17 protein-coding genes are annotated in these 20,188 nt (G+C 52.5%); 10 read left to right on the forward strand and 7 right to left on the reverse strand.

The annotated features are described in order from the left end of the window. Positions 1 to 35: 35 nt before the first annotated feature. On the reverse strand, positions 36 to 1,304 hold the full coding sequence (locus tag B2U47_RS12080) for an SUMF1/EgtB/PvdO family nonheme iron enzyme (protein WP_296681221.1): 1,269 nt from the start codon (positions 1,302 to 1,304) through the stop codon (positions 36 to 38). A gap of 136 nt (positions 1,305 to 1,440) precedes the next feature. Between B2U47_RS12080 and B2U47_RS12085 the strand changes: the two genes are divergently transcribed. Further along, positions 1,441 to 1,743 carry a hypothetical protein gene (locus B2U47_RS12085; RefSeq protein WP_296681224.1) on the forward strand — a complete coding sequence of 101 codons (303 nt, stop codon included), beginning with the start codon at positions 1,441 to 1,443 and terminating at the stop codon, positions 1,741 to 1,743. On the opposite strand, the gene B2U47_RS12090 is transcribed toward B2U47_RS12085, so the two are convergent. Then, positions 1,709 to 2,359, reverse strand: a complete 651-nt coding sequence (locus B2U47_RS12090) for a sulfite oxidase heme-binding subunit YedZ (RefSeq protein ID WP_296681227.1) — start codon at positions 2,357 to 2,359, stop codon at positions 1,709 to 1,711. The two genes, B2U47_RS12085 and B2U47_RS12090, sit on opposite strands and share 35 nt — an antisense overlap. Further along, the gene (gene msrP / locus B2U47_RS12095) at positions 2,359 to 3,261 is read right to left on the reverse strand and encodes a protein-methionine-sulfoxide reductase catalytic subunit MsrP (protein ID WP_296681299.1); all 903 of its coding nucleotides are present in this window, start codon (positions 3,259 to 3,261) and stop codon (positions 2,359 to 2,361) included. The genes B2U47_RS12090 and msrP overlap by 1 nt, the downstream gene beginning before the upstream one ends. Positions 3,262 to 3,381: 120 nt before the next feature. Between msrP and B2U47_RS12100 the strand changes: the two genes are divergently transcribed. The 3 genes from B2U47_RS12100 to B2U47_RS12110 all read left to right on the forward strand — a co-directional run bounded on the left by B2U47_RS12100 (position 3,382) and on the right by B2U47_RS12110 (position 5,556). Then, positions 3,382 to 4,020 carry an SCO family protein gene (locus B2U47_RS12100; protein WP_296681230.1) on the forward strand — a complete coding sequence of 213 codons (639 nt, stop codon included), beginning with the start codon at positions 3,382 to 3,384 and terminating at the stop codon, positions 4,018 to 4,020. 70 nt (positions 4,021 to 4,090) lie between these two features. Further along, complete coding sequence (locus B2U47_RS12105) at positions 4,091 to 4,396, forward strand: hypothetical protein (RefSeq protein ID WP_296681231.1); 306 nt, start codon at positions 4,091 to 4,093, stop codon at positions 4,394 to 4,396. Positions 4,397 to 4,446: 50 nt separating this feature from the next. Beyond that, positions 4,447 to 5,556 (forward strand): hypothetical protein, encoded by a 1,110-nt coding sequence (locus B2U47_RS12110; protein WP_296681234.1) that lies wholly within the window; start codon positions 4,447 to 4,449, stop codon positions 5,554 to 5,556. Here the strand turns inward: B2U47_RS12110 and B2U47_RS12115 are convergent. The 4 genes from B2U47_RS12115 to B2U47_RS12130 form a co-directional block, all read right to left on the reverse strand. Beyond that, complete coding sequence (locus tag B2U47_RS12115) at positions 5,540 to 6,073, reverse strand: hypothetical protein (RefSeq protein ID WP_296681237.1); 534 nt, start codon at positions 6,071 to 6,073, stop codon at positions 5,540 to 5,542. The two genes, B2U47_RS12110 and B2U47_RS12115, sit on opposite strands and share 17 nt — an antisense overlap. Positions 6,074 to 6,245: 172 nt before the next feature. Beyond that, positions 6,246 to 7,670, reverse strand: a complete 1,425-nt coding sequence (locus B2U47_RS12120) for a sigma-54-dependent transcriptional regulator (protein WP_296681239.1) — start codon at positions 7,668 to 7,670, stop codon at positions 6,246 to 6,248. 54 nt (positions 7,671 to 7,724) lie between these two features. Next, positions 7,725 to 9,479 (reverse strand): ATP-binding protein, encoded by a 1,755-nt coding sequence (locus B2U47_RS12125; RefSeq protein ID WP_296681242.1) that lies wholly within the window; start codon positions 9,477 to 9,479, stop codon positions 7,725 to 7,727. 85 nt (positions 9,480 to 9,564) lie between these two features. Next, positions 9,565 to 10,764, reverse strand: coding sequence for an FIST signal transduction protein (locus tag B2U47_RS12130; RefSeq protein WP_296681245.1), 1,200 nt, complete (start codon positions 10,762 to 10,764; stop codon positions 9,565 to 9,567). A gap of 236 nt (positions 10,765 to 11,000) precedes the next feature. Between B2U47_RS12130 and B2U47_RS12135 the strand changes: the two genes are divergently transcribed. The 6 genes from B2U47_RS12135 to B2U47_RS12160 all read left to right on the forward strand — a co-directional run bounded on the left by B2U47_RS12135 (position 11,001) and on the right by B2U47_RS12160 (position 20,174). Then, positions 11,001 to 11,618 (forward strand): ubiquinone biosynthesis accessory factor UbiJ, encoded by a 618-nt coding sequence (locus B2U47_RS12135; protein ID WP_296681248.1) that lies wholly within the window; start codon positions 11,001 to 11,003, stop codon positions 11,616 to 11,618. Positions 11,619 to 11,876: 258 nt separating this feature from the next. Then, entirely contained in the window at positions 11,877 to 14,870 is a 2,994-nt protein-coding gene (locus B2U47_RS12140) for a type I restriction endonuclease subunit R (protein WP_296681250.1), read from the forward strand. After that, positions 14,863 to 15,864, forward strand: coding sequence for a PDDEXK nuclease domain-containing protein (locus B2U47_RS12145; protein ID WP_296681253.1), 1,002 nt, complete (start codon positions 14,863 to 14,865; stop codon positions 15,862 to 15,864). The genes B2U47_RS12140 and B2U47_RS12145 overlap by 8 nt, the downstream gene beginning before the upstream one ends. 149 nt (positions 15,865 to 16,013) lie before the next feature. Then, positions 16,014 to 17,297, forward strand: coding sequence for a restriction endonuclease subunit S (locus B2U47_RS12150; RefSeq protein ID WP_296681255.1), 1,284 nt, complete (start codon positions 16,014 to 16,016; stop codon positions 17,295 to 17,297). A gap of 190 nt (positions 17,298 to 17,487) precedes the next feature. Then, positions 17,488 to 18,567: a PDDEXK nuclease domain-containing protein gene (locus tag B2U47_RS12155; RefSeq protein ID WP_296681259.1), complete on the forward strand. Its 1,080-nt coding sequence runs from the start codon at positions 17,488 to 17,490 to the stop codon at positions 18,565 to 18,567. Further along, on the forward strand, positions 18,564 to 20,174 hold the full coding sequence (locus tag B2U47_RS12160) for a type I restriction-modification system subunit M (protein ID WP_296681262.1): 1,611 nt from the start codon (positions 18,564 to 18,566) through the stop codon (positions 20,172 to 20,174). The genes B2U47_RS12155 and B2U47_RS12160 overlap by 4 nt, the downstream gene beginning before the upstream one ends. Positions 20,175 to 20,188 lie beyond the last annotated feature (14 nt).

Below are 20,188 nucleotides of genomic sequence, written 5' to 3' on the forward strand. Positions count from 1 at the left end.
CCGGCGGCGGCTCCGCTGCCCTGCATGGCCTGAGCTCAATGACCTAGCACAAGCCGGAAGCCAAGGTCGACGTTACGCCCATCAGGCACGAACCAGTCACGGTAGGCAGAACGGCAGGACCTGCCGTCATTGAGCCACGAGCCGCCGCGCACCACGCGCAGGACGCCAGCTCCTCCTGAACCCTCCGGGTCTGTTACCGGCTCCGCCGGTAATTTTTCCTGCCATGCATCCTGACACCACTCCCACACATTGCCGTGCATCTCATATAAACCCCACGGATTGGCTGGAAGCGATTTGACCGGAACGGTTTTCTGCCGGTATAAACCTTTCTTGCCATTGGCGTAGGGATAATTACCGTAATAATTGACTTGCTCAGGTGTAATGTTATCACCGAAAGAAAACGGGGTATGGGTTCCCGCCCGGCAGGCGTATTCCCACTGAGCTTCTGTCGGCAGCCGTGCATTCAGGCCGGACACCATGCTATTCAGGGTCTGGAAAAACTCTTGCGTATCGTCCCAGCTTACCTCCTCCACCGGGTTGATTTCACTGTCTTTGAAGATGGCGGGGTTGTTACCCATGACCGCTTTCCACAAAGCCTGGGTACAAGCTGTGTCGCCCAACCAGAAACCTTTGCCCAGCGTTACCTGATGGCGGACTTCCCGATCAGCATTACGTTCCGGCTCGGATGCAGGCGAACCCATCCAGAAAGTCCCCGGTTCAATCCAACGGAAGCGCTGGGTGACGCCTTTTACCAGCAGGTCGGCGTAGCGCCCGTATTGGTCTTGCCCTGCATCCTGCGCCCAAACGGGCGATTCCCTCACCCCAACCCCTCTCCCGGAGGTAGAGGGGCTAAGAGGTGTCGCATTCTCTTGCTCCCCCTCTACCGCTTGGCGGGAGAGGGGGCTGGGGGGTGAGGGTCTTCCCGCACGATCCCCAACCGCCCCCAGCAACACCGCCCAATCCCTCGCCCCACAAAAATCCAGAATCTGCAAATGCCGCAACCACAACGGATAACGCACCTTCTCCGCCAACACCGGAATGACCGGAATGCCGATTTCCTCCGCCATGCTGACTTCGTTATGCACCCACTTGGACGTGCGTACCTTTTCGGAGACGACCAACACCATCACATTGCTGCTTTCAAGTTCAAACTCCAGCTTGTGATACCAGACATCGCCGGGTTTCAGGCCGATGACATCACGGAATACGGCAAAGCCAGCCGCCTGCAATTGCTGCTGAATTTCGGCGGCAAGATTTTCACCGTGGCCGCCGTCGCGGGCGTAGCTGATAAAGGCTTTAGGCATGGTTTCGGCTTGATTGATCGAATGGGTGCTACATTAATAGCAGACAAACCGCAGGATGTGAATGAGTTGACCTTCCCCACCACTCGCTGCAAACTATTGTGCATTGCAATAATAACCATCGCCGCAGGAGACAACCATGCAAAACCCCATCGTCAGCATGGCACAGGAATCTTTTGTCCTGATCAACCAACATTCCCACAGCCTGACCATGCAGGTCGGCAGTGACTTTTTCCCACTCAGCAGCCTGATTTGCAGTTTCCAGCAAGACGGTGAAAACCTGAATGCCGCCGTTATTGCCCCACACGAAGATCTCCAGCAACTGGCACGCCGGGTTGTATCCTTTCTGGGCGCATACATGCGGGTTGGCAATATCCTCAAGCTGGAACACGATATTCTGGCTTGCATCAGGCAATGCCTGAGGAACCACCCGCACGGCTGAGCACCCTGCCCTGCCCACGCTTTCTGGCAAACTGATACAACCGCTCCCCCAGCAACAGTGCCAGCAACACGCTATACACCAGTGGCATATCGGTACGCACCTTGCTGTCCGCCAGCCACCAGAAATGCAACACCCCCAGCAGAGTCAACGGGTAAACCAGCCTATGCAAGCGCTGCCAGTTGCGCCCCAACCGTCGTATAGCCGCCTGGAACGAGGTTGCTGCCAGCGGAACCATCAGCACAAACGCCAGCATCCCCACGGTCATGAAAGGCCGGTCGAGGATGTCGAGCCAGATTTCTTCCCAGTCAAAAAACTGATCCAGCCATACATAACTCAGCAAGTGCAACGTGCCGTAGAAAAAGGCAAATAGACCCAACATGCGCCGCAACCGCAACACCTGTACCCAGCCCGTTGCCCGCCGCAACGTCGATACCAGCAAGGTCAGCAGCAAGAAACGCAAGCCCCATTCGCCTAGGCTGCGGGTCACGGTTTCGATCGGGTTTGCTCCCAGCGTATCCTGCCACACGCCCCAACCCAGCAAAGCCAGCGGAACCAGTGCCAACGCAAACACAGCAGGCTTGAACAGTTTGCTGAAATACGGTTCACGGATGTGCATCAGAAGTTTTCCTGCAAATCCATGCCGCTATACAGGCTCGCAACCTGTTCGGCATAACCGTTGAACATCTGGGTATCGCGCTTGCGGAATTCACCGATGCGGCGTTCCTTACGTTGGCTCCAGCGCGGGTGGCTGACTTGCGGGTTGACGTTGGCGTAGAAACCGTATTCATCCGGCACGGTTGCCATCCACAAGGTGGTCGGCAGTTCCTCAACGAAACTGATACGCACAATGGATTTGGCACTTTTGTAACCGTATTTCCACGGCACGACCAGACGCAAGGGTGCGCCACACTGACCCGGCAGGTTTTTGCCATACAAGCCGGTTGCCATCAGAGTCAGCGGGTGCATGGCTTCGTCAATGCGCAAACCTTCCACATAAGGCCAGTCATAGGCGCGGCTTTTTTGCCCCGGCATTTGTTCCGGGTCATACAGGCTTTCAAAACGCACGTACTTGGCTTTGGAAGTCGGCTCAAAACGTTTCAGCAAACCTGCCAGTGGGAAACCCAGCCAAGGCACGACCATCGACCAGCCCTCTACACAACGCAGGCGGTAAATACGCTCTTCGGTCGGGTTCTGCTTGAGGATGTCTTCCAGCAACAGCTTGCCGGGTTTCTCGCATTCACCATCAACCGTGACTGTCCACGGGCTGGTACGCAACTTGTCGGCACGCAAGGCAGGCGCCTGCTTGCCCTGCCCCAGCTCGATGAAATTGTTGTAAGTGGTGATGTCTTCGTAAGGCGTTGGCTCATCCTCCCCGGCAGCATTGGCCAGCAGCGGTATTCCACCTGCCCCCAGCAAGGCAAAGCCGCCAAGGGATTTAAGGAACTGCCGCCTCTGCCGGTACAATGCCTCGTCAGTAACATCGTGGTCGCGCAAGTCGTGTGGGTGTTTGATGAATATCATGGGATACCTCCTGTTTCAGCTATTACGCTACAAAGCGGCATCTGGATGCAAATACCCTGCAACAAAGCTATGCTTGCCAGACATTGCCAATGACTTTGACCTTTACCGGGAAGCAACATGAACAAACCTGCCACTTTCATCATCGGCCTGCTGGCATTTGCGGTCGGCATTGCTGTTGCCAAGTATTATGTATCCAGCAACTCAGCCCAGTCAGACGGGATGCAACCCGACATGATCACGACCGATGCCAACGGTACCACCGTTCCGGTAATCGCTGGCAAATTCGGCGGGGATTTCACCCTGACACAAGGCGGCACACCGCTCAAACTGAGTGATTTCAGCGGCAAACTGGTACTGGTTTATTTTGGCTATGCATCTTGCCCGGATATTTGCCCCACCTCACTGGCGATCATTTCCGCCGGATTACGCGAATTGTCTGCCGAACAATTGGCGCAAGTACAACCGGTATTCGTCAGCGTCGACCCGGAACGCGACAATGGCGAAAAGCTGATGGCTTACGCCAAACATTTCCACCCTGCTTTCATTGGCATCACTGGCACGCCAGAGGAAGTGCAACAGGCTGCCCGGCAATACGGTGCGTTTTACGCCAGAGTGGAAAGCAACTCGGCGATGGGCTACCTGATTGACCATACCTCCCAAAGTTACCTGTTGAGCAAGGATGGCAAATCGGTGAAAATCCTGCCGCACAATATTACCCCAGCGATGGTTGCCGACAGCATCCGACAAGGCTTATGATGTCCCCATACAACAATAATGGCACAGGGTTTGCTTTAGTATGCATTTCCCTAACCTGATGAGGTGCAACATGAAAACGCGATTGCTGGCATTCATTCCCCTATGGTTCGCAGCTACTGTTAGTGCGAATGATTTTGCGGAAATCCCCGACTTCAACCCGAATACCGCCACCATGATGATCAGTGCGGCACGCGGTATCAGCCCGAAAAGCACGGGCAAATACGGCGATGTTTCACTGGATCAAAGCAACGGGCAACTCGCCATTGTGGATAATGTATCTTCGCCCAGTTGCGTGGCTTTCCTGCAATTGGCCAATAACGCCAGCGATGCCGACCAGTCATTAAGTGCAGACACGATTAACCTGAACTGCCATTAATCCGTAACAATCTGACAACTATATAAAAAATCATGAAAAAAACGGCTTTAGTGAGCCTTCTGCTGTTGGCAGGAGGCTGTTCCAATACCACCCTTTCCACCAAAACCCTGAATGAGGAAACACCGGTGGTGGCGGTCAGTAACATGACCCCCTTGCTCCAGTGCGTTGCCAACAATGTGATTGAGGCATACGGTAGCAAGGGGGCTTACCATAGCCAAAGCAACCCTGCGGGGGTGAAAAAAATGCTGGTGGTGATTGAGGAAGACCAGTTTGGTGATGGCACGGTACGCAAGGAAGCCGCCAATGATGGCCCGCTGGCAGACAACAATCAGGCACAGATGAAAGCCATCATCAACCGCCTGTTGCCCAGTCACATTGTGGCGCTGCCCTCGCGGGAAATTCCGCTGCTACGCCGCAACAGCCTCAAAAGCTCGGCAATCACGGCATTTGGCACGTTAGACCCCACCCAGTATTTAGCCCTGAGCCAGCAATACCGTGCTGACAACATCGTGTACCTGTCCGGCTCTTTCAACCGGCTGGATAATGAAACCCCGCAAGTCGACGCAGGGCACGGTACGCACATCAAGGAAGACGGCGATCTGGGTGTGGCGTTCAGCACCGGCAAGGCCAAACAGGAATCCATCGTCGGCCTGAGTACCTCCATTGGGCACGTCGGCACCAATACCGAACTCAGCTCCACCCTGATTGAAGCGCGGATGCAAAAAACCTCCGGCGAAATCAAGTTCAGCATGGTTCCGGGCGATACCAATGTTGCCCTGAGCAAAAAGGTCATTCTGGCGGAAGGCGTGCAAGGGACACAACACATGTTGCTGGAAGCGGCAGCCTTGTGGTTCATCGGGCTGGCTTACGCAGAGGAGGCCAATCTGGATGGCTGCATGGGTACTGCCAGCGACCCTGCTTATCTGGTCAACCAGCAAAAGGACTGGGGAACACTCAAGGAAAAGGAAAAAATTACCCGTATCCAGCAATTACTGGAACAAGCCGAGCAACTGGCTGCGGGTGACTATCAGTCGGGCGTGCTGGATGCCCCCACCAGAAAGGCCATACGTGCCTATGAAGCAGCGCATGGCCTGTTCTACACCCCACATTTGCAAAGCAATCTGGATCGGCTGTACCTACAGCTTAGCGCCCGGCAATAACCTGCGCACCAACCACGGATTTGCCAGAACCATTGGAAGAGACCGCGATGTTTTCAGCGAACAGCATCTGCTTGGTCGCGCCATTCACGTTCAAGTCACCCTTGGCGTGAATGACCTGAGCACCGACCACTGAATTGTCCACGTTGCTGGCCTTGACGGCGACATCCGCAGCAAACATCAGTTGTTCAACCGAACCGTTGACGTTGATGACACCGTTGGATTTGGCAACCTGGATGCCCACTACCGAGTCATTCACATTGGCTGCGGTGACTGCTGCCTCGGCTACATGGATTTCTTGCAAAGCACGACCGTTGATATTCAGGGCGGTTTCGGAATACATCACCTGTGAGCCGACAACGGATTCCTTGCTGCTATTGTTCTTGTCTTCCACTGCATTCACGGTGATTTCATTGGCTTTTTGTAACTGGTAAGCAAAACCGTTGACGTTGGTTCCGGCGAAAGCAGTACCAGACAGAACCAGGAGGGAGAAAGCTGCTGCAACGATAGTGTTTTTCATGTGAGGCTCCAGAAAGTTAAGTTGTTGATGGGAAGGTTATTGCAGGAGCCATGCCAACCCTTGCATCCCAATAAAAACAATGACTTGAAAAAGACCACCTGCCACCAACCACCAATGTGTGTAGAAGCTCCACAGTCCGCTGGAAAAAACCTACAGGCCGATTGTAGGTTTTCTACAATCCCTCCTCCGGTTCATCCAGCCCATACTTCTGGATACGGTAGCCCAGTTGCCGGAAGGTCATGCCCAGAATGCGGGCTGCCCGCGTGCGGTTCCAGCGGGTGTAGTCCAGCGCCCGCAGCACCAGATCGCGCTCGGCATCTTCATCTTCCGGGTTCCACACATCATCCGGTAGCAAATCACCTGCGGTTGCCTGCGACTGTTCCGCCACTACTGCCACCGGCTGAGTAGCAGCCGTAGCAGGCTGATCGAAACGCACCGCTTGCAGACGCAAATCCTTCACCTCGATCAGGTCGTCGTCACACAGAGTACAGGCTCGTTCGAGGATATTTTCCAGTTCGCGTACATTGCCGGGGAAAGCGTAAGCCAGCAGCGCAGCGCGGGCAGCGGGTGACAGGGCAATGGGGTCTGTTTGCCAGCGTTCGGCAATGCGTTGCAGGAAAACATCAGCCAGCAGCAAAATGTCTTCCTGACGTTCACGCAGCGGCGGCACATCCAGCCTGATGACATTCAGGCGGTAATACAAATCCTGCCGGAAACGCCCAGCCAGCACTTCCTCTTCCAGTGCCTTGTGGGTTGCACTGAGGATACGCACATCCACCGGCATTTCTTCCAACCCGCCCACCGGCTTGACCGCACCTTCCTGAATGGCACGCAACAGCTTGACCTGCATGGTCAACGGCAAATCAGCGACCTCATCCAGAAACAGCGTGCCTTTGTTCGCAGCCTGAAACAAGCCCTGTTTGTCACTGACCGCGCCGGTAAAACTGCCTTTCTTGTGCCCGAAAAACTCGCTTTCCATCAGATTGTCAGGAATTGCCCCGCAGTTGACCGGGATAAAAGGCGCATTGGCTCGCGCCCCCTGCTGATGGATTTCGTGCGCCACCCGTTCCTTGCCGCTGCCGGATTCGCCGTGGATATAGACGGGAACCTGCCCGCGTGCCAGCTTGCGGATGGTTGCCTGCAATTGCTGCATGACCGGCGCATTGCCGAGAATGCTGCTTTGGCGTGTGTCAAGCGTGGCAGAGGGTGCATTCTTGCGCGGCTTGCTGGCTTTTGGGTTCAGCACGCTTTGCAGCAACTCGCGCAAACGTACCAACTCCACTGGCTTGGGGATGACATCCACCGCTCCGGCTTTCATCGCCGCCACCGCTGAATTGACCGTAGCACTGCCACTAATGAAAGCCACCGGCACGGGCGGTTGCTGCTGGTGCATCTGCTGCAACAATGCCAGCCCGTCACCATCCGGCAATGCCAGTTCAGCCAGACACAATACCGGCGGGAAACGGCTCGCTTGCGTAACGGCTTCAGCAATAGAAGGTGCTGTTAACGTATCCAGCCCCATCCGCAGCAGGGTCAACTCCAGACGTTCGCGTTCGGCAGGGTTGCCATCGACAATCAATACGGTCTGCTCAGGCATGTCATTACCTTGGTTGTGTTATTTTCAGGTAGTGGGAAAGCATGGTCCGAATGCCTATCGCTTGATCCACTGCCCCATGGTTACGAGCATCACATTGAGATCAATCGGCTTGGCAATGTGGTCATTCATGCCAACTTCAAGGACTTTTTCCTTGTCACCCTCCATCGCATTGGCAGTCAAGGCAATGATGGGCAGGTGCTTGAATCTTGCTTGCTGGCGAATCTGGCGGGTGGCTTCGTAGCCATCCATTACCGGCATCTGGCAATCCATCAATACCCCGTCGAACTCACTGGATGCCAGACGCTCCAACGCCTCTTGACCATTGTTGGCAGCTTCAACCATCAGCCCACTCATTTCCAGCAGCGCAATGGCAATCTCTTGGTTGATTTCGTTGTCTTCTACCACCAAAATTCTTGCCCCCTGCAACCGGGCGATAGTCTCGGCGAGACTGGCTGCGGCATCCGGCTGTACTGCCATGACGGTGCTGGTTTGTTCCTGCACTTCCACCGTGAAATGGAAGGTGCTGCCTTTGCCGAATTCACTTTCAATCCAGATAGTGCCATTCATCATTTCAACAAGCTGCTTTGAAATGGCTAATCCCAACCCCGTTCCGCCGTACTTGCGCGTGGTGGAATCGTCCGCTTGTGAGAATGGCTGGAAAAGCCGCGCCTGTTGTTCCGGCGTTAAACCAATACCGTTATCCTTGACGCAAAAATGCAGCAACACGGATGCTGCGCGACGTTCTGCCAGTGTTACCGCCAGTGATACCTCTCCACCCACCCCGGTAAATTTAACGCCATTATTGCCAAGGTTCAGCAGAATTTGCCGCAATCGTAAGGGATCACCGATCAGATTGGTGGAAAATAGGCTGGAGTCGATGTGCAATCTCAGGGTTTGCCCCTTGCCTGATGCACTGGGTTCAAGCAGTGCGGCAAGGTTGTCGAACAACTCCTGCAAACAGAAATCAATACTTTCCAGATGTAACTTGCCGGATTCGATTTTGGAGACATCCAGAATGTCGTTGAGGATACCCAGCAGGTTCTTGGCGGAACGGTGTACTTTTTCGAGGTAATCACGCTGTGTTGGCGATAAATCGGTTTGCAGTGCCAAGTGTGCCATGCCCATGATGCCATTCATCGGTGTGCGGATTTCATGGCTCATATTGGCAAGAAAGTTACTCTTGGCGAGGGATGCCGCTTCGGCTATATCCCTGGCTTGCAACAATTCGGCTTCGGATTGCTGCAATGAGATAATTTGCTGCTGGATGATTTCCCGGCTGTCGCGATTTTGTAGCAGCGTGCCAACCAACTGGCAAAACACGGTGAATGAGCCGGTGAGTTCCTTGACTGGGCTATCGTACAACCGATGGTTTTGCACCGAGACCATACCCAGCACCAAGCCTTGCAGTTGATTACGGGCATTGACCAGCGGATTGACCAGCAGCAAGTAGATGCCGAGTGGCAACAAATCTGCCTGATTGTGGTAAACCAGTGGTTTTTTTTGCGGGGAACATGCAGCCGAAAAACCATGCTCACCCAGCCATGCTGCAAACAACCCCCAATCCACCGTTTCGTCCAACGACGTGGAAATCGCAACCGGTTGGGGAGACAGGTAGCCCTCGGCAGTAAATAGCCAAACGGCCCCTGTCTCCAGTTCAAACATATCGACAATGGCTTCGGCAGCAGTTTCGGCAAACAGCGTCATATCGGCTTGTCTGAGAAGCTGCTGACTGTAGCTGTAGATCGCCTCAAACCGCGCCAGCTCCCGCTCCAGGCGGTAGCCGGTATCAATGAGTTTTTGCTCAACCAAAGAAAACGATGACTTGCGGCGAAGCGCCTCATATTTGTTTTTTAAGTCAAGGTACTCTTGTTCGCTTACCATAGTGTCAAGTTATTTAGCGGCGGTATAGCGCATAAATGGCGGTCGTATAATTATGATAAGTGTTCACCCCGCCCAGCTTGGCGAATTCACCGAACCCGTAAATACCCAGCCAAGGCGGCACTTCACCATCGCAGGAAAGCGGGTGCTGCATACAATGCACCAACTCGTCTTTGATCACTTTTGAGAATAAAAAGCGCCCCCGTGCCAGACAGTCGGCGTGGAAGACAGCCACGGGTGTCCGACCGCTGCCCTGTTCCGCGAACCATTCCATCATGCGGTTCATCTCGGAAAAAATGAGTTCCTCGTCTCTGACCGTCAGCCACAGCTTGGTGCCTTGCGGGCATTCCGTGGTGTAATACATCACGCCATCATCGCTGCGCTTGGTGACTACCCGCAGGATGTGGTCGTTGCCGTATTCCTTTTTGAGATGCTCCGGCAATTCCTCAGCCAGTGCGCCAATGGGAATGGTGTCGCCACAGGTTGCCGATGCATCCAAGCCTAAGCGTTCGGTATACACCTCCCAAGCGGGACGCCCATCCAGCTCGATAATCCGGTGTCCCTCCGCGCGGGTCACTTCCATTGGTTCGCCTGTCGCCAGAAAACCGTGCGTTGCGCGTGTCACCACTTCCAGCGTCGGGTCAGCAAACCCCACTGCGATTGCAGCATGTTCATAAACCTGATTGTCCAGAAACTGAAAACTGATGACCCCTTTCATATTGTCGGCGGAAGTCGCCCCGAAAATCGTCACGCCGGGATTCAATTGCGATTCGATGCCCGCAATGCAGCGATCATTGGCAATATCAATCCCTGAGGCGAGGAAATAGACCATATTGATCCCCGGATGCTGCGCCTTGAGTTGGCGCCCCAGTTCCTTGCCTTTTTCGTAGGAGTTGCTGCCGAGGATGCCATCGACATGCGCTACCGAAATCTCTTCCGGCGCACCGCGCACCGCCATGATGGCGACATCTTTCATCGACTCGCTGACGCCTTCTTTACCCACGATACCGCAGCAGGATGCGCCGACAATGCGGGCGCCGGGAGCCATTGCATGGGCTTGATCAAGGAGGTGCTGAAAGTTATGCCCCATCGACGCATAGATGACGAGCAAATCACAATCAGTGGCGTGCCCTTCACCGAAGGCAGCCTCCATGCATTCCGTGATGGCGCGTTTGGAATTCACCATACGGGTGCTGGCAGAATGGAAACTTAGCATAATCACACTCCTTATTATTTTCAGAATTTTCGGAATCCAACCCTGATAGGGACTCTTCCCTGAGCGGGAAGAGGGTATCAGTTTACGCTGAAACAGCCGTTCGTTTGGCTTCCACTGACAAGCGGTTAGTGAAAGTCAGCCTTGAGACAGGAACACCAAACTAGGTTTTTGCCAGTTTTTCCGCGAACGCTGTAGTATCATCAACAGCAACCGGATTTCGCCGCCAAGGAATTATCATGCTGTTCGCCGCCCTCACTGCCACCCTCGAAACCGCCTTCAACACCTGGCTAAAGCTCGACAAACAAACCCACGGCACTGCGCTGGAACGCCTGCAAGCCCTGCAAGGCAAGCTGATCTGCCTGCATATCAGTAACCCCGATCTGAAGCTGTATTTCCTGCCAACCGCAGACACCGTGCGCGTCACAACCACTTATGAGGCCGAACCAGATGTCACCATCCACGGTTCCGCGCTGGCACTGATGCGGCTTTCCTCCGCTGAAGACACTGGCAAGGCGATGCTGGAACAGGGCATCAAAATTGATGGCGACATGGGGCTAGGCAACCGTTTCAGCCAGATTCTGCGCGAAATCGACGTGGATTGGGAGGAATTGCTGTCACGCGCTGTCGGTGATGTCATCGCCCACCAGATGGGGCAACTGGCACGCGCCACCAAGGGCTGGCTGGAGGATTCCGCCCATGCCATGCGCCTGAATACCCAGGAATATTTGCAGGAAGAAGCCCGCCTTGTGCCCGCTGATGCCGAGTTGCGCCAATATTTGGATGCGGTCGACACCCTGCGCATGGATACCGACCGACTGGAAGCACGGCTCAAGCGGCTGGAAAGCAATCATTAGCCACGTACAGAGGGGAAATGAACCTCGACCTTTTCAACACAATCGACAGTGGCACAAGCTCTGAAGAAACATACCCGTAAGTCATTGATTTGTCGTTATCAGGGTCTTGCCGTATGTTTCTTCCGAACGCCCATGCGGCGGGCGGCTGTACCCCGCTAACGTTTCGCAAAGCCTGTTAGGAGACAATACGAAGCGTTGTATTTATCGGCTATACTGCCTGCACATAATCAATGACAGCCCAATCGAAGAGTTAACTGGATGACGACCAAAGAAAACGTGATTGAACAGAAACTCATTGAGAAGCTGCAAGACCTCAAATACACCTATCGCCCCGACATCCGCGATAAAGCCGCGCTGGAAAACAATTTCCGCCAGAAATTCGAGGCGCTGAACTGGGTCAGTCTGACCGATGCCGAATTTGCCCGTTTGCGTGACGAAATCATTACTGCCGATGTGTTCACTGCTTCCCAGTCCTTACGCGAAAAAGGCAAATTCACCCGCGAAGATGGCACGCCGCTGGAATACATGCTGGTTAACCTACGCGACTGGTGCAAAAACGATTTTGAAATCATCCACCAGCTACGCATCAATACCGACAGCAGTTACCACCGTTATGACGTGATCTTGCTCATCAATGGCTTGCCCTTGGTACAAATCGAGCTGAAAACCCTGCAAATCAGCCCGCGCCGGGCGATGGAACAGATCATCGAATACCGTAACGACCCCGGCAACGGCTACACCAATTCGTTGCTGTGCTTCATGCAACTGTTTATCGTCAGTAACGAAAACAATACGCTCTACTTCTCCAACAACCGCGACCAGCATTTCAGTTTCAATGCCGACGAGCGCTTTTTACCGATCTACCAACACGCTGATGAGAACAACGCAAAAATCACGCACCTGCACCATTTTGCCGACGATTTCCTCGAAAAATGCCGTCTTGGGCAATTGATCAGCCGTTACATGGTACTGGTGCAGAGTGAACAGAAAATCCTCATTATGCGCCCCTACCAAATCTATGCGGTGCAAGCTATCGTCGACTGCATCCACCAGAATCGGGGCAACGGTTATATCTGGCACACCACCGGCAGCGGCAAGACACTGACTTCATTCAAGGCATCCACCCTGCTGAAGGATAACCCCGACATCCACAAATGCCTGTTCGTGGTTGACCGCAAAGACCTCGACCGCCAGACCCGCGAGGAGTTCAACAAGTTTCAGGAAGGTTGCGTTGAACAAAATACCAACACCGCAGCACTGGTGCGGCGGATGCTATCGGATGATTACGCCGACAAGGTGATCGTCACCACCATCCAAAAGTTAGGGTTGGCATTGGACGAAAACAGCACCCGCAATAAAACCAAACAAAAACAGGGGCAACAAACCTATAAAGAACGGCTGCAACCGCTGCGTGATAAGCGCGTGGTGTTTATCTTCGACGAATGCCACCGTTCCCAGTTCGGCGAGAACCACAAAGCCATCAAGGCATTTTTCCCCAAGGCACAACTGTTCGGCTTTACCGGCACACCGATCTTTGAGGAAAACGCCACTTACCAGCAATTTGACGGGACTGTCGGCTCCTTCAAGACCACGGAAGATATTTTCCAGCAGGAACTACACGCCTATACCATCACCAACGCCATCGACGACAAAAATGTACTGAGCTTCCACATCGACTATTTCGGCAAGAATGGCGACCAGAAACCGCAAAAAGGCCAACTCCCGCCGCCAGATGCTGTCATCAGGGCGGTTCTGGACAAGCACGACAGCGCCACCGACCAGCGCCGCTTTAATGCTATCCTTGCTACTGCCTCCATCAATGATGCGATTGAATACTACCAGCGCTTTAAAGCCATTCAGGCGCAACAGCTTGAGGAAGATGAGAACTTCACCCCGCTGAATATCGCCTGTGTGTTTTCGCCACCGGCAGAAGGCAACAAGGATGTGATCCAGCTACAGGAAGACCTGGCGACGGAAAAGGCCGACAACGAACAGGAGCCGGAGCAAAAGAAGGCCGCGCTCAAAGCCATTGTCGACGACTACAACCAGCAATACGGCACGAACCACACCCTCAACGAATTTGACTTGTACTATCAGGATGTGCAGCAGCGCATCAAAGACCACAAGTACAGCAATGCCGACTACCCGCGCCAACACAAGATCGACATCACCATCGTGGTGGATATGCTGCTGACCGGCTTCGACTCCAAATACCTGAATACCCTGTATGTGGATAAAAACCTCAAGCACCACGGGCTGATACAGGCATTTTCGCGCACCAACCGGGTGCTCAACGACACCAAACCGTGGGGCAATATCCTCGATTTCCGTTATCAGGAAACCGAAGTCGATACTGCCATCAGGATGTTTTCCGGTAAGGAGGATCGGGATCGGGCAAAAGAAATCTGGCTGGTTGACCCTGCCGAGAAGGTAGTCGAGAAGTACACGGCAGCCGTCGCCAATCTGGAAACATTCATGGCTGGCAAGGGTTTGGCGTGTGAGCCTGCGCAAGTCGCCAACCTCAAAGGCGACAGCGCCAAGGCTGAGTTCATCAACCATTTCAAGGAAGTACAAAAGCTCAAGACCCAACTGGAGCAATACACCGACCTCGACGCGGAGAGCAAAACCACCATCGAAACGCGCCTGCCTACCGACACTTTACGCGGCTTCAAAGCGATGTATCTCGACACCGCGCTGGAACTGCGGCGCAAGCAGGGCAAGACCGAAGACCCCAACCCGGATGTGGAGCAACTGGAATTTGACCTGGTGCTGTTTGCTTCCTCGCTGGTCGATTACGATTACATCATGGGGCTGATTGCCGAATCCACCGCAGCAGGCAGGATGAAAATGTCGCGTGAGCAATTGGTCGATATGATCAGTTCCAACGCCAGTTTGTTGGATGAACGCGATGACATCATTCCCTATATCTATAGCCTGCCCACCGATAGCCCGTTGCAAGAGCATGAAATCCGCGAGGGTTATCAGGGTTACAAGGCGAAAAAAGCCGCTGAGGAACTGGCGGGTATCGCCGACCGGCACGGGCTGCAAACCCAAGCCCTGCAAGCCTTTGTCGATGCCATCATGAGCCGCATGATCTTCGACGGCGAACAACTCACCGACCTGCTCGCGCCATTGGAACTCGGCTGGAAACAGCGCCGCAAGGCAGAACTGGCGCTGATGGAAGAGTTGGCTCCCTACTTGAACAAGCTCGCGGGTGGGCGCGACATTTCGGGGTTGAATGCGTATGAGTAGGCTCACGAACCAACAGGACTTTAGCGAAGTTTTGCAACACATTCAGCAGGCACGCCAAAGCGTCTTCACGAACGTCAACACGGCATTAATTGCGTTGTATTGGCACGTCGGCAAAACCATCAGCCACAAAGTCCAAAACGAGGCATGGGGTAAGGGCGTAGTCAGCGAGTTGGCACGCTACATTAGCCAGCATGACCCTGATGTTAAAGGTTTTAGTGACAAGAATCTGTGGCGGATGAAGCAGTTCTATGAAACCTATCAGGCGGATGAACAACTCATCCCACTGGTGAAACAATTGCCGTGGACACACAACACCATTATCTTTTCACGCTGCAAGACTGCTGAAGAACGGCAGTTTTACCTGAAACAATCCATTAAGGAACGTTACGCTTCGCGGGAGTTGGAACGTCAGATTGATTCAGCACAATTTGAGCGGATGTCGATGGGCAACCAAAAACTCTCGGCACTGCTGAGAGAATTACACCCCACTATTGGCGACACCTTCAAAGATAGCTATGTCCTTGAATTTTTAGGATTGCCCCCCGTACACAGTGAAAATCGCCTGCAAAAAGCACTGGTGCAGCACATGAGGCAGTTTATCTTGGAATTAGGCAAGGACTTCATCTTCATCGGTGAAGAATACCGTCTGCAAGTGGGCAATCAGGACTTTTTCATCGACCTGCTGTTTTTCCATCGTGGCTTATCCGCACTGGTGGCGTTTGAGCTAAAAATTGGCAAGTTCCTGCCCGAACACCTTGGGCAACTCAATTTCTATCTCGAAGCACTGGATCGTGACGTGAAAAAGCCGCACGAAAACCCCAGCATTGGCGTGTTGCTGTGCCGTGACAAAGATGATGAAGTGGTGGAATACGCCTTATCACGCAACCTCTCGCCAACGCTCATCGCAGAATACCAATTGCAATTGCCGGATAAAAAGCTACTACAAGCCAAATTGCATGGGCTTTGTGCTGGCATGGAGGATGGCAATGAATAATCAGCCCCCATTCCCCATTTGCATTCGGAAGAAACCCCACCCCCGCCTCCCCTTATCAGGGGAGGAGCTAAGAGGCAGCACCGTTTCTTGTCCCTCCCCTGATAAGGGGAGGTTAGGAGGGGTTTCTTCCACGGTACAAGAGGCAAGCCATGACTAAACCAGAAAAAAAGGCATTAGTGCCAGCCTTACGTTTCCCTGAGTTTCGGGATGCGGGGGAGTGGAAAACAGTAAAGTTAAAGTATGTAGCAAAATGCACCACACTTAAAAATACAGATGGCAGAAATAATAGAGTTCTGACGAACTCAGCAGAATACGGCATTGTTGACCAGCGTGATTTTTTTGATAAAGACATTGCGAATCAAAATAATCTTGAAGGTTACTACATTGTTGAAAAAGGGGATTATGTTTACAATCCTCGAATATCTACCTTTGCACCCGTCGGCCCCATTTCAAAAAACAAGCTTGGCACGGGTGTAATGTCGCCACTTTATACTGTTTTCAGATTTAACGATTCCAATAATGACTTCTACGAGCATTATTTCAAAACATCGCAGTGGCATAATTATATGCGCGTTGTATCTAACAATGGTGCAAGGCATGACCGTATGGCTATTAGTGCCGCTGATTTTTTGGCAATGCCGTTACCAGAGTCACTTTCCGAAGAACAACAAAAAATCGCCGATTGCCTTTCCTCCATCGACGATCTGATCACCGCCCAAACCCAAAAACTCGCCGCCCTCAAGGCGCATAAAAAAGGGCTGATGCAGCAACTCTTCCCCGCCGAAGGGGAGACTGTGCCGAAGTTGCGGTTTCCTGAGTTTCGGGATGGGTGGAAAAAAAACAAACTAGAAAACCTTATTGAACTGTTATCAGGGTATGCCTTTCAAAGTGAATATTTTTCTGAGAACGGGAAAAAACTGCTAACCCCTAAAAATTTTACAAAACATGGGGCGGCAAACTTTAACAAAGAGAATACAAAATTTACCATTGAAGAATGTGATTCTAAGTATGCTTGTCGACAAGGTGACTTGTTGTTGCTATTGACAGATTTAACACCATCATGTGAGCTGCTTGGCAAGCCTATATTGCTTAAAGAGAATGAAGAAGTGTTATTGAACCAGCGTATCGTTAAAGTAACCCCAAAGAATCCACTGGATATTAGGTTTTTACTTTACTTCTTCTCAACTGAAACATACCACAAGAGAATTAGAGATACAGCAACAGGCTCTACTGTTCGGCATAGCTCAAATAAAATTGTTCTAGGTACACAAATTTATATGCCGTCAATCGAAGAACAGCAAAAAATTGCGGATTGTCTTTCTTCGGTTGACGAGCTGATTACTGCGCAAGCTGAGAAAGTGGAGGCACTCAAGAAGCACAAGAAAGGGCTGATGCAGCAGCTTTTTCCGAGCATGGATGAGGTAGGTGCATGATCTTTCAGACCATCGCCAAAGAAACCCCTCCTAACCTCCCCTTATCAGGGGAGGAACAAGAAAGTGGCATGATTCTCTTGCTCCCTTCCCTGATAAGGGGAGGGCTGGGGTGGGGATTCTTCAAGAAGATTCGTTACCGCTTCCAATTGCCTAAACCTCTCACAGCAGAGACAACCCAACCGAGCCAACCATGATAGAACAAGATAAGAATAAACCGGATGACACCCCCGTGGCACTCACTCCCTTGCCAGCAGGTTATCAAGACTGGCTGATTAGCCTTAAAACCCGCATTCACACCGCACAACAGCGGGCAACATTAGCGGTTAACCGTGAGTTGGTGTTGTTATATTGGCAAATAGGGCAGGAAATTTTAACCCGCCAATCCACGCAGGGTTGGGGCGCGAAAGTGATTGACCGCTTGGCGCATGACTTGCGGGTTGCTTTTCCTGACATGAAAGGATTTTCACCGCGTAACCTCAAATACATGCGTTCTTTTGCCCAAAACTGGAGCAGCAGTGAATTTGTGCAAGAGGTGCTTGCACAATTGCCGTGGTATCACCACATCACCTTATTGGATAAGCTCAACACCCAAGCAGCTCGTGAATGGTATGCCCAACAAGCCATCACCCACAATTGGTCTCGCAACGTATTGGTGATGCAAATAGAAACTAACTTGCTAGATAGAGCAGGTAAAGCCGTCAATAACTTTGCTCAGTGTTTGCCAACACCTCAATCTGACTTGGCACGAGAATCGCTGAAAGACCCTTATCGCCTAGACTTTTTGGGATTAGGACAAGAGGCACAGGAACGAGCTGTCGAAACTGCATTGGTTGAGCACATCACGCAATTTTTGCTGGAACTAGGTGCAGGCTTTGCTTTTGTTGGCAAGCAAATTCATTTAGAGGTGGGTGGAGACGACTTTTATTTGGACTTGCTATTTTACCACCTAAAATTGCGTTGTTATGTGGTAGTCGAACTCAAAGCGGGTGACTTTAAACCGGAACATACTGGGCAAATCAGTTTTTATTTGAGTGCGGTCGATTCATTGCTTAAACACCCAGATGATCAGCCCTCCATCGGATTACTGTTGTGCAAAAATCATAACCGCATCGTAGCAGAATACGCTTTGCGTGATAGTCATAAACCCATAGGCATTGCCCAGTATCAATTGGGTGATGCTATTCCAGCCGTGCTTGAAATCGGTTTGCCCACCATTGAGCAAATTGAACAAGAACTCAGTATCAAAACACACCCAAACGATAAGCCATGACTGAATCAGACCAAAAGAAATTGGGTATCACCCTTTGGAACATCGCTGACGACCTGCGCGGTGCGATGAATGCCGATGACTTCCGCGACTACATGCTGTCGTTCCTGTTTTTGCGCTACCTCTCCGACAACTACGAAGCGGCCGCGAAAAAGGAACTGGGTGCGGATTACCCGGATACTGCCGACCTGCCCAACGTCACACCGCTGAGCCTGTGGTATCAGGATTATGCGGAAGACGTGGCGGATTTTGAAAAGCAAATGCGCCTCAAAGTGCATTACGTGATCGAACCCCAATACCTGTGGAGCAACATCGCGGAATTGGCGCGTACCCAAAACCCCGACCTGCTGACAACCCTGTATAACGGTTTCAAATACATCGAAGAAAAATCCTTTGGTGGCAATTTTCAGGGGCTGTTTTCCGAGATCAACCTGCATTCCGAAAAGCTGGGCAGAAAACCGGCTGAGCGCAATGCCAAACTCTGCACCATCATCCAGAAAATCGCCGAAGGGATTGCCCAGTTCAGCACCAACACCGACATTTTAGGTGACGCCTACGAATACCTGATCGGTCAGTTTGCAGCAGGCAGCGGCAAAAAAGCTGGTGAGTTTTACACCCCGCAGCAGATTTCCACCATTCTCTCTGAAATCGTCACGCTGGACAGCCAAGAACCCAAAACCGGCAAGAAGAAAAAGCTGGAAAATGTGCTCGACTTCGCCTGTGGATCCGGTTCATTGCTGCTGAATGTCAGAAACCGGATGCGTCAGGAAGGCGGGACAATTGGCAAAATCTACGGGCAGGAAAAGAACATCACCACCTACAACCTCGCACGGATGAACATGCTGCTGCACGGGGTGAAGGATACCGAATTCGAGATTCACCACGGCGATTCCCTGCTCAATGACTGGGGCATCCTCAATGAGATGAACCCAGCGAAAAAGCTGAAATTCGATGCGGTGGTCGCCAATCCGCCATTTAGCTACCGTTGGGAACCTAACGACGCGCTGGGCGAGGACTTTCGTTTCAAGAACTACGGTCTTGCGCCTAAATCCGCTGCTGACTTCGCGTTTTTGCTGCACGGCTTCCACTTCCTCAGTGATAACGGCGTGATGGCGATTATCCTGCCGCATGGTGTGCTGTTTCGGGGCGGGGCGGAGGAGCGCATCCGCACCAAACTGCTGAAGGACGGGCACATCGACACCGTGATCGGTTTGCCGCCCAACCTGTTTTTCTCCACCGGTATTCCGGTCTGCGTTCTGGTGCTGAAACGCTGCAAAAAACCGGATGATGTGCTGTTTATCAATGCCGCCGACCATTTCGAGAAAGGCAAGCGGCAAAACCGCCTGCTGCCGGAGCATATCGACAAGATTGTCAGCACTTACCAATACCGCAAGGAAGAGGAACGTTATTCGCGCAAAGTGGGCATGGCAGAAATCGAAAAGAACGATTACAACCTGAATATCTCGCGCTATGTCAGCACCGCCAAGGGCGAGGAAACCATTGATCTGCAAGCGGTCAATGCGGAACTCAGAGCGATTGAGAAACGCGCCGTACAAGCCTCCGAGACCCACAACGCCTTCCTCAAGGAACTGGGGTTATTACCGATCTGATGAGGTTGGGTTTT

The organism is Thiothrix sp. UBA5583, from assembly GCA_002425225.1.
In the GTDB taxonomy this organism is placed as follows: Bacteria; Pseudomonadota; Gammaproteobacteria; order Thiotrichales; family Thiotrichaceae; genus Thiothrix; species Thiothrix moscowensis.

Excerpts from the sequence above, each read along its gene's own strand:
- B2U47_RS12080 (WP_296681221.1), bottom strand. The coding sequence starts at position 1,304 with ATGCCTAAAGCCTTTATCAGCTACGCCCGCGACGGCGGCCACGGTGAA.
- B2U47_RS12085 (WP_296681224.1), top strand. The coding sequence starts at position 1,441 with ATGCAAAACCCCATCGTCAGCATGGCACAGGAATCTTTTGTCCTGATC.
- B2U47_RS12090 (WP_296681227.1), bottom strand. The coding sequence starts at position 2,359 with ATGCACATCCGTGAACCGTATTTCAGCAAACTGTTCAAGCCTGCTGTG.
- B2U47_RS12100 (WP_296681230.1), top strand. The coding sequence starts at position 3,382 with ATGAACAAACCTGCCACTTTCATCATCGGCCTGCTGGCATTTGCGGTC.
- B2U47_RS12105 (WP_296681231.1), top strand. The coding sequence starts at position 4,091 with ATGAAAACGCGATTGCTGGCATTCATTCCCCTATGGTTCGCAGCTACT.
- B2U47_RS12115 (WP_296681237.1), bottom strand. The coding sequence starts at position 6,073 with ATGAAAAACACTATCGTTGCAGCAGCTTTCTCCCTCCTGGTTCTGTCT.
- B2U47_RS12120 (WP_296681239.1), bottom strand. The coding sequence starts at position 7,670 with ATGCCTGAGCAGACCGTATTGATTGTCGATGGCAACCCTGCCGAACGC.
- B2U47_RS12130 (WP_296681245.1), bottom strand. The coding sequence starts at position 10,764 with ATGCTAAGTTTCCATTCTGCCAGCACCCGTATGGTGAATTCCAAACGC.
- B2U47_RS12135 (WP_296681248.1), top strand. The coding sequence starts at position 11,001 with ATGCTGTTCGCCGCCCTCACTGCCACCCTCGAAACCGCCTTCAACACC.
- B2U47_RS12140 (WP_296681250.1), top strand. The coding sequence starts at position 11,877 with ATGACGACCAAAGAAAACGTGATTGAACAGAAACTCATTGAGAAGCTG.
- B2U47_RS12145 (WP_296681253.1), top strand. The coding sequence starts at position 14,863 with ATGAGTAGGCTCACGAACCAACAGGACTTTAGCGAAGTTTTGCAACAC.
- B2U47_RS12150 (WP_296681255.1), top strand. The coding sequence starts at position 16,014 with ATGACTAAACCAGAAAAAAAGGCATTAGTGCCAGCCTTACGTTTCCCT.
- B2U47_RS12155 (WP_296681259.1), top strand. The coding sequence starts at position 17,488 with ATGATAGAACAAGATAAGAATAAACCGGATGACACCCCCGTGGCACTC.
- B2U47_RS12160 (WP_296681262.1), top strand. The coding sequence starts at position 18,564 with ATGACTGAATCAGACCAAAAGAAATTGGGTATCACCCTTTGGAACATC.